This window comes from Coxiella endosymbiont of Amblyomma nuttalli, from assembly GCF_018107685.1.
Taxonomy (GTDB): Bacteria; Pseudomonadota; Gammaproteobacteria; order Coxiellales; family Coxiellaceae; genus Coxiella.
In genome coordinates, this window is record NZ_CP064834.1 from 323,894 (window position 1) to 342,076 (window position 18,183).

The window sequence follows — 18,183 nt, forward strand, 5'->3', positions numbered from 1 at the left end:
ATTACTAAGATAAAAAGAAAATCTGAAATTATTTTAGCATGTTCTAAAAATTAGAGTAGAGTTAAAGTGCAGTCATCATGATATAGTAGCAATTCCGTAACTCATTACCATAAGAATACTTTGCGTCTAAAAAAGCAAGAAGGGCAATAGATAGCTTATAAGGAAAGGAAATGCCTTGACAGATTTGAAGGATTTTTATATCAAATCTTGAATGAAGCAATCTAACGTGAGGTCTCTTGTACGTCTTTTGTTTAATCGCCGTATCATGGCAGTTTTATTTTTTAGTTTTTCTTCCACTTTACCCTTGGTGTTACTTAGTGGAACGTTGCAGGCATGGTATATCGATGTCGGTGTGAGCTTGACGGTAACTAGCAGTTTGAGTCTGTTACAATACGCCTATATCGTTAAATTTCTTTGGGCACCTTTAATGGATCATTATGCACCGATAGTATTAGCACGACAACGAGCTTGGGTTTTAATTACTCAAATTGGGCTTGCACTGATGTTTGTAATTATTGCTTCTATGAATCCTGCCAAGCAGCCATGGGAAGTATTTTGGGTATCTGTGATAACTGCTTTTATCTCAGCATCGCAAGATATTGCAATTGATGGGTATCGTGTAGATGTGTTACATCAAAATGAACGAGGATTGGGTTCTGCAGTAACCACCGTAGGAGGACGTATAGCAATGTTGATTGGTGGAGGACTTGCCTTAATTATAGCGTCGGATTACGGATGGCGAATTACCTATCTTCTGATGGCTTTATTAATGTTCACTCAAATCATCATTACTTTATTAGCTGCTAATCCTGAGACAGCCGTACATTCACCTGTACCATTTCAGGATGCACTATTGGCTCCACTTCAAGAATTATTTACTCGTGAACATATCATGATGATTTTGTTGTTAGTTTTGATATATAAATTTAGTGACACTTTGACACTATCACTAAATACCGCGTTTTTAATGCGTGAAATGGGTTTTACTTTATTGGAATTGGGTTACACCTATAAATTGGTTAGCGTCATTGCTGCGCTTTTAGGTGGTTTTGTGGGAGGATTTTTAATGCCGCGACTGGGACTTTATCGTTCCCTAATGATTTTTGGATTCTTACAAACAGTTACCAATTTGTCTTTTATGATATTGGCTATAGTGGGTAAAAATTTTCCTCTTATGATCAGTACTATTTTTTTAGATTATTTTTGTGGAGGATTATCAACAGTTGCTTTTGTGGCATTTTTAATTACACTTTGTCATAAGGAGTATTCAGCTACACAATACGCTATTTTATCAGCATTCATGGCAGTCACTCGAATGATTATTGGACCAATCGCTGCATATTTAGTTATACACATAGGGTGGGTTGTTTTCTATTTAATTACTTTTTTTGTGGGTTTCCCGGCGTTGTTTGTCTTATACTGGTTACGTGAGCGAGTTAATTTCAGTGCAAATCCTTATATGGCTCACTTAAATTCTAATATGACGATTAGATGAATCAACTGCTTTTAGCGTGGGTTCTTAGTGGATGTAAGATTGCTTTTATTTATATACCACTTACTTCCTTATTTTTTTTTACAGTTGACTTCAATTAAGATGAGCAATTTTGCTGATTAACTTCATAGCTTCATGAAAATGAACAAGATTGAACTATAGTATTTACTAATAACAGTATTTATTAATATATAGGAATTTTTAAAAAATTTGATGGAACAAGAAGGTAGCAGCAAGAAAGTACAGACGAGAATAATATTCTAGCATTATTCTTCAATTGATGAGGTATGGTCTGCGGAGGTTAAATTAGCTATGAATATTTCAACTCAATCTGAATTAACACCTTCTGAATTAACACCTTATTTAGAATTTACTCGTGAAGAATGGTGTAATTTTCGGCAAGATATGCCGTTGACTTTAACAGAAAAAGATTTGAAAAAACTCCATGGACAGATAGAGACCGTTTCTTTAAAAGAAGTCGAAGAAATTTACTTGCCTCTGTCGCGTTTGTTGAATTTGTATGTTATTGCAAGTCAAGCATTATGTCAGGTCACAGGGCAGTTTCTTGGAAAACTGGAACAGAAAGTACCTTATATTATTGGAGTTGCAGGTAGTGTAGCGGTAGGGAAAAGTATAACGTCGCGGGTGCTTCAAGCGCTATTGTCGCGATGGCCAGATCATCCTAATGTTAAGGTTATTACAAGCGATGGTTTTTTATATCCTAATGCTGAATTAGAGCACCGAAAGTTGATGGAACGTAAAGGATTTCCTGAAAGTTATGATACAGCACATTTATTACGAGTACTTCATGCTATTAAATCAGGTAAACGCCATGTATCTATTCCGATTTATTCTCATCATCATTATGATATTATACCCAACCAAAAAGAAGTTATTGATCAGCCAGATATTGTCATTTTAGAAGGGTTAAATATCTTACAGATTGATATGAAAAAAAACATTCATCAGCCCCAAGTGTTCGTTTCTGACTTTTTTGATTTTTCTTTATTTGTAAATGCTAAAACGGATACCATTAAAAAATGGTATATTGATCGCGTGTTGAACTTTTGGCAAAGCGTATTCCTACATCCAGATTCATATTTTCATTATTTAACTTTATTAGGCAAGGCTGAGGTTATGGAGTTTGCTGTACACGTATGGCGTGAGATTAATGAAGTTAATTTAAAAGAGAATATCCTACCCTACAAAAATAGAGCCCAATTAATTTTAGAAAAAGGGTTCGATCATTCAGTGCAAAGAATTTATTTGCGAAAAATTTAGGTGTATGTACTGGATATGCTATTACGATAAGATCACATGATCAAGTGACAACAATGGTGTTCTTCATACAATTATTAAATGGGATGTATTATAATCTTGACTTTTATTATATACCAGCTGTATTTTAGAAAATCCTGTGCTTATAAGTCAAAGTGAATAGAACGTATTAATATTATTTTCAGACTGGATTATTTAGTGTTGGGTGTTTACTTGGAACTTCGAATAATTTAGTTTCATGATTCATTTTCATATTGTAGAATTGACAAAAAATTTCAAATTTTAATAATTTCTTTATGATGACAGGTTGTTTCAATGTTAGATAATCTATCGCCAAAATATGATCTTAGTAATTATCGGTGTAAATGGCTCTTGTCATAACTAAAAGAGGCAAGAAATCAGATAAATTTATTAGAGGTATAAACATAGATAGAATACGGAAAGCAGAGAAACTCTTTAATTAATCTCTAACCTTCTTTACTATGAGTACTTGACTATTCTTAATTAAATTGATCAATCAGTAAAACGTTTCATTCTAGTACGTCCTCTCTATATTTTCACTTCAGAATCGAGTACCCTATCTAGGACCTATGAAACACTCAGATAGACCCATACGCACGCGTTTTGCGCCGAGCCCCACAGGCTTTCTGCATATCGGTGGGATACGTACAGCATTATTTAGTTGGCTGTTTGCCAAACAACAGAATGGGACTTTTATTTTACGTATTGAAGACACTGACATACAACGTTCCACTCAAGAATCAGTGGAAGCTATTCTGAGAGGCTTAGGGTGGTTACAGATTGATTGGGACGAAGGTCCTTACTATCAGTCACAACGAATGGACCGTTATCACCAAGCTATTCAAAAATTACTAGATGAAGGACATGCTTATCGTTGTTATTGTTCACAAGAGAGATTACTTGAATTACGAAATATGCAATTGCAAACCAAGAAAAAGCCTCGCTATGATGGTTTTTGTCGAAATACAGCACCGAATAAAATAAACGATCCTTTTGTTATTCGCTTCCGAAATCCAATCGAAGGGAAAATAGTTTTTAATGACCTAATCCATGGTACTATTGCGGTAGAAAATAGCGAACTAGATGATTTAATTATTTTACGCACTGATGGAACATCGACGTATAATCTAGCAGCAGTTGTGGATGATTGGGATATGGAAATTACGCATGTTATTCGTGGTGATGATCATATTAATAATACACCTCGTCAAATAAATATTTTACACGCTTTAGGCGCAGAATTACCGCAATATGCTCATGTTCCTATGATTTTAGGGACTGATGGGAAGCGTTTGTCGAAACGGCACGGGGCAGTCAATGTGTTGCAATATCGTGAACAGGGTTATTTACCTGAGGCGTTAATTAATTATTTAGTTCGTTTAGGCTGGTCGCATGGCGAACAGGAAATATTTTCGCGCGATGAAATGATTCAATGGTTTGATATTCAGGCAGTTAGCCCTTCTACAGCTACTTTCGACCATAAAAAATTACTGTGGTTAAATCAATATTATTTAAAAACCCTAAACCCTGTTCTTATAGTGGATGCATTTACAGAACAATTAAAAATGGCAGGAATTAATTATCTCCATGGTCCTGCTTTAGAGGAAGTGATTGTTGTGCAGGCTAAACGAACAAAAACTTTAAAAGAAATGGCTGAATGCAGCCGCTATTTTTTTGAAAACATTATTCATCATAGCGAAACAACAGCACAAAAGCAGTTACAGCCAGAAATCACTTCGCTGTTGCAAAAAGTACGTGATGGATTAGCTACTTTATCGCATTGGGAAAAAAAGCTTATCTATCAGGTAGTTTTGAAAACGGCGGAAACCACTCAGGTAAAATTAAGCAAATTAACTCAATCTATTCGGATAGCTATAACGGGTAACACTGTTTCACCACCAATTGATGCTACTTTATATTTAATTGGCCGCGATTCAGTATTAGACCGTCTCGATCGTGCCATCCATTTTATTAAGTAATTGAAGATATGCATATTTTAGAACTAAGAATTTAGAGTGGATGTTTTAAAGATAAAAAGAAAATGTGGAGATTGCGTTTTTAGCCAGATGTAGACCTTTATTTTATCATTATGCAAGTCCATCATGTTTATTTATCGCATGCTTCTAGTATCTTGATATATCTTTAATATATCTTAGTATATCTGATCTTGGATAATACATATTGTATTTCTTATTTTTGTATTTCTTATTTTTTAGCTATCGGTTAAGTTCACTCAATTATGTTAGATAATGATAGATTATCCGGTTCTTATCATCCATATCAGAATTGAATATGATTATTGCTTTTTCTGGTGAAAAATCTTATTGCAACATTTTTTATCAAGGTTAGTATCACAATTTGTAGCTGTGTTAGAGAAACAAGATTCAATTATACAATTCTATGTGCATTTGAGGAACATTCAATACTAAACGGAAATTTACGTGCTTCATTTGGATCATGTGGTATCGTAGTAGAGTTATCTTGCTTAATCTGAAAGGATGAAGACACGTCAAAGATTTAGACTTAAGATTTAATAGTTAATTTCAAGGAGGTATTTATAGGCAACTCAAAGAGGAAATATATTACCGAGAAGACATTAAATACCTGGCACACTGAAGGAAACCCATTGAAAATAGTATTTATAAATATCATCTAACATGAAGAGAATCAAAGGGGCTGTGCGTATAGCACAAGTACATGAATTTTGAAGGATCGAAATGACGAAATAATTGGCTGGTGTAGCTCAGTAGGTAGAGCAGCTGATTTGTAATCAGCCGGTCGTAGGTTCGACTCCTATCACCAGCTTTTTCAAACTAAAGATTCGTACCAGTATGTATGGCAAATTATATTGAGACATGGGACGAGAAACTGGTGAAATAAGTTCAAGGAGATAGCTTCTTTACGCAAAGAAGTTTAAGCGCGTATTATTTTAAGAGCTATATCGATTATAGAAAAATACAAAACACTAATCTTAAGGCGGAGGTGTGGGTTGCTAAGCTTAAAAAAGTCTCCTAACGTGCGACACTATAATACACAGACAGGTACAGTAACAAATAAAAATCACTAAATGTAATCGGTACGGTCTCTATCGGTAACAGCAGGATGCTGAACTTAAATCATTTTCTGTGGTATTCTTTCGAAAACACACAAGACAAACATACAAGATATGCAAAATTATTGGATTCAATAGGCAGCTGTTTTCATTTCATAATGTATTCGCGGCTCATCGTAAACGATTTTATCAAATGTTGTACAATACGTTTAGATCAATGGATTTTCAAAGAAAATAAAGGGAATCTATGTCGCGGTGGCTTAGGAGATACTAATTTATATTTTTTCTGGCAAAAACTGATATAAAATATAGAATAAATCTACTGGATGCTTTTAAGAACGCATCAACTTCTACTAACGCGTCTTTAATATTTGGCGCAGTTATTCAATTTGATTTTGTGCTATTTCTGAAAGTATTTTCCGTGATTGTTGGTACATAATGTTTATAAAATGATGCTAGTTTTCATTGCTATTTATGCAATGACCTGTGATAGCTTCAGCTTAGTGAAAAAAAATTTGTCTGCATTATGATGAAAAGAAACGCTCTATAAAGAGAAAAGTGAGATCTCTATTGATTTACTTACGAATGTAATCGAAGGATATAAATGAAATACTATTAAAATATTGTTTTTTATTGCTTCAATGCTACAAATACCTTTGATTAGGTCAAAAGAGTTGCAGGTTTTAATCTCTAGAGGTGAAAGATGGTTATTTTTAGATGCAAGTGTTAGAAAAATTTTCAAAAAGTGTTGTAATACTTTTGGGAAAGAGGAATGAAAACAAGAAAGAAATTACGTGATATTATATAGAGAATATAGAGGGTTGTTCGTACATGGGCGTTTTAGGTGTTACAGCAGTATGCACATATGCTAGCCGAACATAGTTTATTTCATTTATAATTTTTGTGCTTTAGTTTTTGTCTATTTAAATAATTTTATCGATACAACATACCCAGATACAATTTTTTTGATAGCAGGAAGAAATGATATTTTTCTTATTTGAAGAGACGACACTTTTCTTATTTAAAGAAGGGTATTACGGGATAACATTTTAAATTTTCTTTTTTTCTTGAAACAAAGATACAGATATAAAAGCATAATCTTTAAATCTTTCTATACAAATCTCCCTTGGACAGTTGATAAACATTCACCCTTGCCACCATTTGTAACTTAACATTATAAAAGGTATTTTCTGGAAGAGCAACTGTTATCGGCGTGAAAATAAACGCAGAAGATTTAAGAATAGATTAATAAAATCCAAGTATAGCATTAGTGCACCATTGATTGCGGCTTTCTGTTGCTGACTCTTCGTGAGTTCATCAGCATGAAAATAAGCAAATTTAATGCGTTGCGTGTCGTAGGCGGTTAGACCTGAGAAGACAATAATGCCAATGGCCGCGATCGTGAGTTGCATCGTATCGGAATGGAGTTTAGAAATGAATAAAGAAAGCAGGATCATACCAAGCATACCGAATAACCCCATAACACAAAAAGTACCGATGGGTCCTAAATCACGTTTGCTTGTATATCCAAAAGCACTTAAACCTAAAAAGGCAATACTTGTAACTGCTAGTGCATCAAAAACGTTTTGTTTAGTATACATAAACAAAACGACACTGAGAGTAGTGCCAGTTAGTAAAGTGTAAAATATGTAAATAAATGTGGCTGTTTTGGCAGAGAGTCTCTGATTGAGCCACGTCAAGCCAATAACTACACTAAGCTGAGCAATGATTAACCCAAAAAATAAACTGGGTGTATAAATTATCTTATAAAATAAACCATTGTGTGAAAACAGATAATAGGCCATACTAGCTGAAAGAGCCAATCCAAACATCATCCATAAATAAACCCTACTCATGAAGCGAATGATGGTGAAACTTTGGATAGTATGTTGTCTAGGTCTGAATTGATAAGTTTTTAAAGAATTACGCATAACATCTTGCCTCTATTGAATGATAGCAAAGAATTATACAGAAATCAAACACACTTCGCAATTTACATGACTACTTACTTTTAATTTAATGTGTTAGGATTCGGTTGAGTCAATTGTGAAACTATGATGAAAATTTGGAACAAGGTTGATCAAGTACCAACTTTACAGAAAAATGAAGTCCATATTTGGCGCGTTTTTTTAGAAACATGGTCTGCAGATGACATTGAAAGAGGATTAAATATGTTATCTTCCGAAGAAAAAGCGCGAGCAGATCGTTTTTTGCAAGCTAAGCATCGCAAGCGTTTTATTACTTCGCACACCACCTTACATGCTATCTTGACAAAATACGTACTAGAACTGTGGATACCTCTGCGATTTCGTTACAATGAGTATGGAAAACCTTATTTAGTAGATAATTCCGCTTTGCAATTTAATCTTTCTCACTCACATTCAATAGCTCTTTATGCTGTAGCGTGGGATCAAGAAGTGGGGATTGATATCGAGTATATGAGAAAAGATATTCATATCGATAAAATTGCCGAGCGATTTTTTTCCATGGAAGAAAGCACTGATCTCCGAAAATTACCTGCTGAGGAGCAACTAGCGGAATTTTATCGTCTTTGGACATTGAAAGAAGCATATGTTAAGGTAACCGGTCGAGGCTTATCTTTTTTGCTCAATAAATTTACAACCAACGTCAGGTTTATCAAGACAGATGGGTTAATTAGCTCAGAGAGGCGTTGTGAGCAAGCTAAAAGTAAAAGCTGGAACTTATGCTCTATTCCAGTCGGAGAGGATTATAAGGCTGGTTTAGCGGTAGGAAAACTTATTAAAATAGTGCATTATTTTGATTGGGTTACATCTCGTGCGTGAATTAGTGCTTTAAATATTTCTCTGCCGTTCTGGTTGACATCTGTTAAGTTGTTACGCACAATATCACGCTTGATTTTTGAGGTAATTTGTGTTCCAGAGCTTGGATAGCTGAGTGGGGGTGGGAAGTTTTTTCGTTTTCGATACTTAATTGCTAGATACGGGAGGGGTTCCCGAGTGGTTAAAGGGATCAGACTGTAAATCTGACGGCTGTGCCTTCGTAGGTTCGAATCCTACCCCCTCCATATCAGACAGAGAACATAGATATAAATATGAATATATCATAAAGATAGAGAGGACAGGGATTTAGTGATCGACTTACCATCCTTTCTATCTTCTAGAGTACAGCGGGTGTAGTTCAATGGTAGAACTTCAGCCTTCCAAGCTGATAGCGTGGGTTCGATCCCCATCACCCGCTTAGCCCACATAGCTTAGCGGTAGAGCATTTCCTTGGTAAGGAAAAGGTCACCGGTTCAAGTCCGGTTGTGGGCTCAAGACTGAAACTGGAGCTTAGAGTTGTAGTTTAGCAAAACTAACAACAAGAGGTGCAAGAAAAACATGTCAAAGGAAAAATTTGTAAGAGAAAAGCCACATTTAAATGTGGGTACGATAGGACATGTAGATCATGGTAAAACAACACTAACAGCGGCGTTAACGAAGGTGCTGGCGGAGAAGTTTGGAGGAGAATCGAGAGCTTTTGATCAGATAGATAACGCACCAGAAGAACGGGCGCGAGGGATAACAATAGCGACGTCGCATGTAGAATATCAAAGTGCGAGACGTCATTATGCGCATGTAGATTGTCCGGGGCACGCGGATTATGTGAAAAACATGATTACTGGGGCGGCACAAATGGATGGAGCAATATTGGTGGTAAGTGCTGCAGATGGTCCAATGCCACAAACACGGGAGCACATTGTGTTGGCAAAGCAAGTAGGTGTTCCAAAGATGGTGGTGTTTTTGAATAAAGCAGATATAGTAGATGACAAGGAATTGTTAGAGTTAGTAGAGATGGAAGTACGAGAACTTTTGAACAGTTATGATTTTGCGGGAGATGATCTTCCGATTGTGGTGGGTTCAGCGCTAAAGGCACTAGAGGGTAATGAAAGTGAGCTTGGGGTGCTGTCGGTATTGAAGTTAGTAGAAGCGATGGACGAATACTTTATAGAGCCGAAACGGGATATAGAGAAACCGTTTTTAATGCCCATAGAAGATGTGTTTTCAATTTCTGGGAGAGGAACGGTAGTAACCGGTCGTATTGAACGAGGAATAATCAAGGTAGGTGATGAAATAGAAGTTGTAGGTATTAAGACAACAACAAGGACGACGTGTACGGGTGTAGAGATGTTCCGAAAGTTATTAGACCAAGGAGAAGCAGGAGATAATGTAGGAATATTATTAAGGGGAACAAAACGAGAAGAAGTGGAACGAGGCCAAGTATTAGCAAAACCAGGAACGATTACCCCGCATGCAAAGTTTGAAGCAGAGATATATGTGTTATCGAAAGAAGAAGGGGGTCGTCATACACCGTTTTTAGCCGGATATAGACCTCAGTTTTACTTTCGCACAACAGATGTGACTGGTGAATTGACATTGCCGTCAGTCGAGATGGTAATGCCAGGCGATAATGTAAAAGTAACGGTAGAGTTAATTGCGCCAGTTGCTATGAATGAAGGATTACGATTCGCGGTACGCGAAGGAGGTCGAACTGTTGGAGCTGGGGTCGTAACGAAAATTATTGAGTAAATTCGGGAAGTTATATGGCAGTCGTTAATAATAATCAACGTATACGGATCCGATTGAAGGCGTTTGGAGGGAAATGGTTAATTACGAAGGTCAGTAGCTTAATTGGCAGAGCGGCGGTCTCCAAAACCGCAGGTTGGGGGTTCGATTCCCTCCTGGCCTGTTTGTTGTCGCAGCAGATTAGGAAAATAGTGTAGAAGGATGGACGAATATGGCTCAACAAAGTGGGACGTCAGAAAAAAAGACGCGATTTGAGGGTTTAAAATGCCTGTTAGTCGTTCTTCTCCTTGCCGGGGCGGTTGTTCCAGATTTTTTTTATAGACGTGTTGTCTGGCCAATTCGAGTAACTATTAGTATTGTCATGATTACAATGACGTTAGCTATTGTTTTACGAACTAGAAATGGGCAAAGAGTTTGGGAATTTATAAAAGGAGCACGCACGGAATTGCGTAAAGTTTCTTGGCCAACGCGTCTTGAAACTGTTCAAACTACATTAGGTGTGATCATTGTGGTTATGATTACAGCCCTTATTTTATGGGCGATCGACAGCTCTTTTATGTGGGTTATTGCTTGGATGACTGGACAGTAGAGGGTAATAATTGATGAGAGGGCAAGAAAAACAATGGTATGTTATTCAGACTTACTCTAATGATGAAAATTACGTTGTCAAAGTACTAAAGGAACATATCCAGTTAAAAGGCTTGGAAGGTTACTTCGGTGACATTATTATTCCCACTGAAGAAGTAGTCGAAATACGTTCAGGAAAAAAGAGGAGAAGTCAAAGAAAATTTTTTCCTGGTTATGTATTGCTTCAAATGACTTTAAATAATGAGACTTCACATCTAGTGCGAAGTGTACCACAAGTATTGCGCTTTATTGGGGGTACATCGGAAAAACCGACTCCTATTAGCGACAGAGAGGTTGCTCAAATCTTACAACGAGTAGAAGAAGGAGAAAATAGGCCAAAACCGAAAGTGCTTTTTGAGCCGGGAGAACTGGTTCGGATTATTGAAGGGCCCTTTACTGACTTCAATGGAGTTGTGGAAGATGTGAATTATGAGAAAAGTCGCTTACGCGTATTGGTGCTTATTTTGGGCCGTTCAACACCAGTAGAGCTAGAATTTGGTCAAGTTGAGAAAAATTAAAACGATAATGCGATCATAGGGAATTGAAAAGCGTTATTACCTAGAGGAAAAACAGTGGCAAAAAAGATTAACAGCTATATTCGTTTACAGATTAAAGCAGGTGAAGCTAATCCAAGCCCACCCGTTGGTCCTGCGCTAGGACAAAAAGGTGTTAATATTATGGAATTTTGTAAGGCATTTAACGCACAAACGCAAAATATTGAAAAAGGTTTACCTATTCCTGTTGTGATTACAGTTTACGCAGATCGTAGTTTTTCGTTTATAACTAGAACACCGCCTGCTTCAGTATTACTTAAGAAATTGATTTTACAAGGTAAAAGCAGTAGCGCATATCCCAATACTGATAAAGTGGATAAAGTGACTCGTCGACAGTTAGAAATAATTGCCAAAATGAAAGCACCTGATCTTACGGCTGCGAATCTAGACGCTGCTGTGCGTACGATCGCAGGAACAGCACGTAGTATGGGCATGGATGTTGAAGAAGAAGATTAAGGTAATGAAAAAAAGGACAAAAAAACAAAAAGCAACTGCAGAGAAAGTAGAGCAAAATAAGGTGTACTCTCTTACGGAAGCTATTCAACTTATAAAGTTTTGTGCAACGGCGAAATTTAATGAAAGCGTCGATGTGGCTATCAATCTTGGTGTTGATTCTCGTAAATCGGAGCAGTTGATTCGTGGCGCTACTCTGCTTCCTTACGGTACAGGCCGTACTGTTAGAGTAGCAGTTTTTGCTCAAGGTGACAATCTAGAGAGAGCTAAAATAGCTGGTGCCGATATAGTTGGATTAGATGATTTGGCGGGACAGATTCAGAATGGTAACATTAATTTTGATGTGGTAATAGCGACACCTGAAACCATGCAAGTAGTGAGTAAATTAGGTCAAATATTAGGACCGCGTGGTTTGATGCCAAACCCTAAAGTAGGTACAGTCACTAACGATGTTGTAACCGCCGTCAAAGATATAAAACAAGGTAAAGTTCATTATCGTACCGACAAAAGCGGTATTATTCATTGCACGATCGGAAAGGTAAGCTTTGAAGAAAGAGCTTTGGAACAAAATCTGTTAGCTTTACTTATAGATGTGAAAAATTCAAAACCCAATGCTGTCAAAGGAGCTTATCTAAAGAAATTAACTTTATCGAGCACAATGGGCCCTGGTGTTATTGTAGATTGGACGACAGGATAGGGTAAACATTATCTGCAGGCACAGAAACAGATAAGAAAGTAATACAGTGGTAAAAATTTCTCGATAGGTCATCAGTTATGGGTTATTGATTTTGTTAATTATCGTAAAGTCGCAAGCCTTGATATAAAAGCTCTCTGCTATTAAGAGAGGTTCATAGAAATGGTGACCGTCTGTGATGTTGTGGTTGTCCCTGCAATCAGAAGTACTGAAACTATTTTCGAAACAACAATAGGAGAGGAGACAATGTCTTTAAATCTCGAACAGAAAAAGGCAATTGTTGAGAAATTAACAGGTATCGCAAACCAGGCTGCTTCTGTAATAGCCGCTAATTATTGTGGCCTAACTGTTTCTGAAATGTCTGAGTTGCGAAAAACAGCACGTGATCAATGTGTAACGATGCGTGTGTGTCGTAATACACTTGTACGTCTGGCATTCAAGGGAACACCTTATGCTTGTCTTGATAAAGTAATAACTGGTCCTATTGTTTTGTTTTTTTCACAAGAAGAATTAGGAGCCGCTGCTCGTTTAATTGAAGAATTTACCAAAGACCATGAATATCTTGAAGTAAAAGCATTGTCGTTAGACGGTAAATTGCTGTCTACAGATCAATTAAAAGTTGTTGCACATCTTCGGTCTCGTCATGAGACATTAAGTCAATTAGCTAGTGTTATGTTAGCACCGGTGACTAAATTTGTTAGTACGCTTAATGCACCTATCGCGCAAATAGTTCGTATCATGGTGGCAGTACGAGATCAAAAAAACGGTCTGTCGTAATTTTAAACTTTTGGAGTGAATGATTATGGTCCAAATAACAAAAGATGACATTTTGGAAGCAATAGCCAAAATGAGTGTGATTGATGTAGTCGACTTAATTAAAGCAATGAAAGAAAAGTTCGGTATTTCTGATGCAGTGAGTGTTGCTGTTACGGATCCTGTCACAACAGACGGTGAAACTGTGGCTGATGAAGAAAAAACTGAGTTTAACGTGAAAATGATTAATTTCGGTAAAAATAAGATTGGAGTTATCAAGGTGATTCGTACTATCACTGGTCTCGGGTTGAAGGAAGCTAAAGATTTAGTAGAATCCGTTCCGAATGTGATTAAAGAAGGTGTTAATAAAGAAGATGCTGAAAAGATCAAAAAAGAGCTCGAAGAGACAGGTGCTAAAGTCGAGCTTGAATAATGAGTAAGTGGAAATGGAATGCTCATTGAATGAATATCTGTTGAGCAGCTCTACCTCCAACTCGTTGTCCCCACCGTTATGAAACGAAAAAATTGAAATTGAAATGTGTATTATTTATTCATTCGTAAATGAGGTGTGTTCATGGCACAAATAAGTGTTAGAAGCAGAAATCCGGTCATAATTTCTTATTCTGAGAAAAAGCGTGCGCGTATCAATTTAGGAAAACGCGAGATCGAGGTACTAAAAATGCCTTATTTATTGGAAACACAAATAGAGTCTTATCGAAAATTTTTACAGAAAGATATCGCGTCTGAAAGACGTGAAGATACTGGTCTTGAGGCTGCATTTAAATCAGTTTTTCCCATTACGAGCTATTCTGGTCATGCCTATTTGGAATACGTCGGTTATAGTTTGGATGAAAAATCGATTTTTGGTGTTGAAGAATGTAAATTACGGGGCTCTACTTATGCAGCGCCATTAAAGGTTAGCATGCGATTAGTCATTTATGATAAAGATGCACCTGCTGGAAAAAAAACCATTAAATACGTAAAAGAGCAGGAAGTTTATATGGGTGAGATTCCACTCATGACAGAAACAGGAAGTTTAGTTATTAATGGTACTGAGCGAGTAGTAGTTTCTCAACTACATCGCTCTCCTGGTGTATTTTTTGAGCATGATAAAGGAAAAACACATTCTTCTGGAAAATTACTATATTCCGCACGTCTAATTCCTTATCGTGGTTCATGGCTTGATTTTGAATTTGATCAGAAGGATTGTTTATTTGTCCGTATTGACCGGCGTCGTAAATTACCCGCGACAGTAATGCTGCGAGCACTTGGTTATGATACTGAGCAAATACTTGATATGTTTTATCAGACAAACCTTTTACATATTAATAATAAACGGGGAAGCGTTATACTGGAGTTAGTGCCCCAACGATTACGTAGAGAACTAGCGCCGATCGAAATTAGAGATGATAAGGGCAAAGTAATTGTTGAAGCCAATCGTCGGGTTTCAGCGCGGCACATCAATCTTATCGAAGAAGCAGGATTAGATAAGTTAGAATTATCTGATGAATATTTGTATGGTAAAGTCATTGCAAAGACATTAGTTAATAAAGAAACTGGTGAGATTATTGCGCATGCTAATGATGAAATTACCGCTGACTTATTGAAAAAATTGCGGGCTAATAATCTTTGTTTATTACAGACATTATATATTAATGAGATTGAATGCGGTCCATATGTTTCGGAAACACTACGTCTTGATACAACGAATAATCGGCTCGAAGCATTAGTTGAAATTTACCGCATTATGCGGCCTGGTGAACCACCTACTAAAGAAGCTGCTGAAAGTTTATTTGAAAACTTATTTTTCTCAATTGAACGTTACGACTTATCTTCCGTGGGGCGCATGAAATTTAATCGTCGCGTTGGACGAAAAGAATTGACCGGTCCAAGCATCTTGTCCAAAAAAGACATAGTCGATGTTTTACGCGTATTGGTAGATATCCGTGATGGAAAAGGCGATGTCGACGATATCGATCATTTAGGTAATCGACGTATCCGAAGTGTCGGCGAAATGGCAGAAAATCAATTTCGCGTCGGATTAGTTCGTGTGGAACGTGCAGTAAAGGATCGATTGAGTCTCGCTGATATTGAGCACTTAATGCCTCAAGACTTAGTCAATGCAAAACCAGTTTCAGCGGCTATTAAAGAATTTTTTGGATCAAGTCAGCTGTCTCAATTTATGGATCAAAATAATCCGCTTTCAGAAGTTACCCATAAACGTCGTGTGTCAGCGTTGGGACCAGGTGGGTTAACTCGTGAACGCGCCGGATTTGAGGTACGTGATGTACATCCGACGCATTACGGTCGTGTCTGCCCAATTGAAACACCGGAGGGCCCTAATATCGGCTTAATTAATTCGTTAGCTGTTTTTGCACGAGCTAATGAATATGGATTCTTGGAAACACCTTATCGAAAGGTCATTAATGGAGTGGTAACGGATGAAACAGAATATTTATCGGCTATTGAAGAAGGTGATTTTTATATCGCACAAGCTAACACGAATATCGATGGAAAAGGTCGTATGGTGAATGATTTAATTTCTTGCCGATACAGAGGTGAATTTACATTAACAACACCAGATAGAGTTAATTATATGGATGTATCACCACGACAAATTGTATCAGTAGCCGCTGCGTTAATTCCATTTTTGGAGCACGACGATGCCAATCGTGCACTGATGGGATCAAACATGCAACGACAAGCTGTGCCAACGATTCGCCCAGAAACACCGTTGGTAGGGACTGGCATGGAACGCACGGTAGCAGTAGATTCAGGTGTGGCTGTTATTGCTAAACGTAGTGGTATTGTGGATTCTGTTGATGCTTCACGTATTGTCATTCACGTAGACTTAAAAGAAACGGAAAACGATGATAGCGGTGTTGATATTTATAATTTAACGAAATTTACCCGTTCTAATCAAAACACGTGCATCAACCAACGTCCCATTGTAGAAGTAGGCGATAAAATAAAAAGGGGAGATGTGTTAGCTGATGGTCCATCTACTGATATTGGTGAACTTGCACTCGGACAAAATTTATTGGTCGCCTTTATGCCGTGGAATGGCTATAACTTCGAAGATTCGATTTTAATTTCTGAAAGATTAGTAGAAGAAGAACGTTTTACCACGATTCATATCCAAGAATTTACCTGTATTGCACGTGATACTCGCTTAGGATCAGAAGAAATCACGGCTGATATTCCTAACGTTGGTGAGAGTGCCTTAGCAAAACTAGATGAATCCGGTATTGTTCATATTGGAGCTCAAGTAAATTCTGGTGATATTTTAGTTGGTAAAGTAACACCAAAAGGAGAAACACAACTTACTCCTGAAGAAAAATTATTACGCGCTATTTTCAGTGAAAAGGCATCCGATGTAAAAGATACTTCATTGCGCGTGACGCCAGGTATTAATGGTACTGTCATCGATGTGCGTATTTTTACACGTGAGGGGATTAAGAAAGATCAGCGTGATTTAGATATTGAAAAAGCTGCATTGGCAAAAGTGCAGAAGGATCTTAACGATGAACTTCGTGTTCGTGAAGATGCATTATTTGAAAATCTGGAAAAATTATTGGTTAAAAGTGTTGCTTTGGGTGGACCACTTAAATTAACGAACGGTACAAGCATTACGAAGGACTATTTATCAGGATTGTCACGCCAAAAATGGTTTGAAATCCACCTGTCAGACGATAACATTATTAAACGTCTAAAAGCAGCACATGAGCATTATGAAGAACTGCATAAAACACGCGAGGCCAAACTGAAGCATTTCCACGAAAAATTAATACAAGGCGGCGATTTATCGCCGGGTGTCATTAAGATCGTCAAAGTATATTTAGCGGTAAAACGCCGGATTCAGGCAGGTGATAAAATGGCAGGCCGTCATGGCAATAAAGGAGTTATTTCCACCATCGTGCCGGTAGAAGATATGCCATATTTAGAAGATGGAACTCCGGTAGATATTGTTCTAAATCCATTGGGAGTACCTTCACGGATGAATATTGGACAAGTATTAGAAACTCACTTAGGGTGGGCAGCAAAAGGCTTGGGTAATAAAATCGGTAATCTTCTCGAAAATGATTTTGATATCAAACAGTTGCGTAAATCCCTTAAACTTATTTACGATTTTGCAACCACGCAGAAATTTGACTTAGATATACTAAACGATAACGAAATTGTTACTTTAGCGAAAAATTTGCGCAAAGGAGTACCAATTTCATCTCCAGTATTTGATGGCGCAACGGAAGAAGAAATTAAACGTTTATTAGAAATGGCAGATCTTCCAACATCTGGTCAAGCTGTATTGCGTGATGGTCGAACTGGAAAAAAATTTGATCGACCAGTAACAGTGGGATATATGTATATGCTGAAGTTAAACCATCTCGTGGATGACAAAATGCATGCGCGTTCAACAGGTTCGTATAGTTTAGTGACACAACAACCATTAGGTGGCAAAGCGCAATTCGGTGGACAACGATTCGGTGAAATGGAAGTATGGGCGTTGGAAGCTTATGGTGCCGCATACACATTACAAGAAATGTTAACTGTCAAATCAGATGACGTAACAGGTCGCACGCGTATGTATAAAAATATTGTAGATGGAGATCACCGAATGGATGCGGGTATGCCGGAATCATTTAACGTTTTGATTAAAGAAATTCGTTCGTTGGCGATCGATATTAGTTTAGAGAATGAATAATTGGAGAATGTCT

13 protein-coding genes and 5 tRNA genes are annotated in these 18,183 nt (G+C 37.3%); 17 read left to right on the forward strand and 1 reads right to left on the reverse strand.

Annotated features, from left to right (window positions below; all coding sequences use genetic code 11):
- Nucleotides 1-211: 211 nt before the first annotated feature.
- The 4 genes from CEAn_RS01100 to CEAn_RS01115 all read left to right on the forward strand — a co-directional run bounded on the left by CEAn_RS01100 (nt 212) and on the right by CEAn_RS01115 (nt 5,596).
- Complete coding sequence (locus CEAn_RS01100) at nt 212-1,495, forward strand: AmpG family muropeptide MFS transporter (RefSeq protein ID WP_211923995.1); 1,284 nt, start codon at nt 212-214, stop codon at nt 1,493-1,495.
- Nucleotides 1,496-1,804: 309 nt separating this feature from the next.
- Nucleotides 1,805-2,773, forward strand: a complete 969-nt coding sequence (gene coaA, locus CEAn_RS01105) for a type I pantothenate kinase (RefSeq protein WP_369804521.1) — start codon at nt 1,805-1,807, stop codon at nt 2,771-2,773.
- Nucleotides 2,774-3,360: 587 nt separating this feature from the next.
- Nucleotides 3,361-4,770 (forward strand): glutamate--tRNA ligase, encoded by a 1,410-nt coding sequence (gene gltX, locus CEAn_RS01110; RefSeq protein WP_211923996.1) that lies wholly within the window; start codon nt 3,361-3,363, stop codon nt 4,768-4,770.
- Between the two features lie 753 nt (nt 4,771-5,523).
- A tRNA-Thr gene (locus CEAn_RS01115) sits at nt 5,524-5,596 on the forward strand.
- A 1,452-nt stretch (nt 5,597-7,048) separates the two neighbouring features.
- On the opposite strand, the gene CEAn_RS01120 is transcribed toward CEAn_RS01115, so the two are convergent.
- Complete coding sequence (locus CEAn_RS01120; RefSeq protein ID WP_244670092.1) at nt 7,049-7,699, reverse strand: Bax inhibitor-1/YccA family protein; 651 nt, start codon at nt 7,697-7,699, stop codon at nt 7,049-7,051.
- Between the two features lie 201 nt (nt 7,700-7,900).
- Here CEAn_RS01120 and CEAn_RS01125 point away from each other — a divergent pair, with 201 nt between their 5' ends.
- The 13 genes from CEAn_RS01125 to rpoB all read left to right on the forward strand — a co-directional run bounded on the left by CEAn_RS01125 (nt 7,901) and on the right by rpoB (nt 18,170).
- Nucleotides 7,901-8,647 (forward strand): 4'-phosphopantetheinyl transferase family protein, encoded by a 747-nt coding sequence (locus CEAn_RS01125; RefSeq protein WP_244670093.1) that lies wholly within the window; start codon nt 7,901-7,903, stop codon nt 8,645-8,647.
- Between the two features lie 160 nt (nt 8,648-8,807).
- Nucleotides 8,808-8,889 (forward strand) — tRNA-Tyr (locus tag CEAn_RS01130).
- Nucleotides 8,890-8,991: 102 nt separating this feature from the next.
- Nucleotides 8,992-9,062, forward strand: a tRNA-Gly gene (locus tag CEAn_RS01135).
- A gap of 2 nt (nt 9,063-9,064) precedes the next feature.
- Nucleotides 9,065-9,136, forward strand: a tRNA-Thr gene (locus CEAn_RS01140).
- Nucleotides 9,137-9,202: 66 nt separating this feature from the next.
- Nucleotides 9,203-10,390: an elongation factor Tu gene (gene tuf, locus CEAn_RS01145; protein WP_211923999.1), complete on the forward strand. Its 1,188-nt coding sequence runs from the start codon at nt 9,203-9,205 to the stop codon at nt 10,388-10,390.
- Nucleotides 10,391-10,477: 87 nt separating this feature from the next.
- Nucleotides 10,478-10,550, forward strand: a tRNA-Trp gene (locus tag CEAn_RS01150).
- Nucleotides 10,551-10,598: 48 nt separating this feature from the next.
- The gene (gene secE, locus CEAn_RS01155) at nt 10,599-10,976 is read left to right on the forward strand and encodes a preprotein translocase subunit SecE (protein WP_211924000.1); all 378 of its coding nucleotides are present in this window, start codon (nt 10,599-10,601) and stop codon (nt 10,974-10,976) included.
- Between the two features lie 13 nt (nt 10,977-10,989).
- The gene (gene nusG, locus CEAn_RS01160; protein ID WP_211924001.1) at nt 10,990-11,532 is read left to right on the forward strand and encodes a transcription termination/antitermination protein NusG; all 543 of its coding nucleotides are present in this window, start codon (nt 10,990-10,992) and stop codon (nt 11,530-11,532) included.
- Nucleotides 11,533-11,586: 54 nt separating this feature from the next.
- Nucleotides 11,587-12,024: a 50S ribosomal protein L11 gene (gene rplK, locus CEAn_RS01165; RefSeq protein WP_211924002.1), complete on the forward strand. Its 438-nt coding sequence runs from the start codon at nt 11,587-11,589 to the stop codon at nt 12,022-12,024.
- A 4-nt stretch (nt 12,025-12,028) separates the two neighbouring features.
- A complete protein-coding gene (rplA, locus tag CEAn_RS01170; RefSeq protein ID WP_211924134.1) occupies nt 12,029-12,718 on the forward strand; it encodes a 50S ribosomal protein L1 in 690 nt (229 codons plus the stop codon).
- 243 nt (nt 12,719-12,961) lie between these two features.
- Complete coding sequence (gene rplJ / locus CEAn_RS01175) at nt 12,962-13,492, forward strand: 50S ribosomal protein L10 (protein ID WP_211924135.1); 531 nt, start codon at nt 12,962-12,964, stop codon at nt 13,490-13,492.
- A gap of 25 nt (nt 13,493-13,517) precedes the next feature.
- Nucleotides 13,518-13,901, forward strand: a complete 384-nt coding sequence (gene rplL, locus CEAn_RS01180; RefSeq protein WP_211924003.1) for a 50S ribosomal protein L7/L12 — start codon at nt 13,518-13,520, stop codon at nt 13,899-13,901.
- Nucleotides 13,902-14,036: 135 nt separating this feature from the next.
- Nucleotides 14,037-18,170 (forward strand): DNA-directed RNA polymerase subunit beta, encoded by a 4,134-nt coding sequence (gene rpoB / locus CEAn_RS01185; RefSeq protein WP_211924004.1) that lies wholly within the window; start codon nt 14,037-14,039, stop codon nt 18,168-18,170.
- The last annotated feature ends 13 nt before the right edge of the window (nt 18,171-18,183 follow it).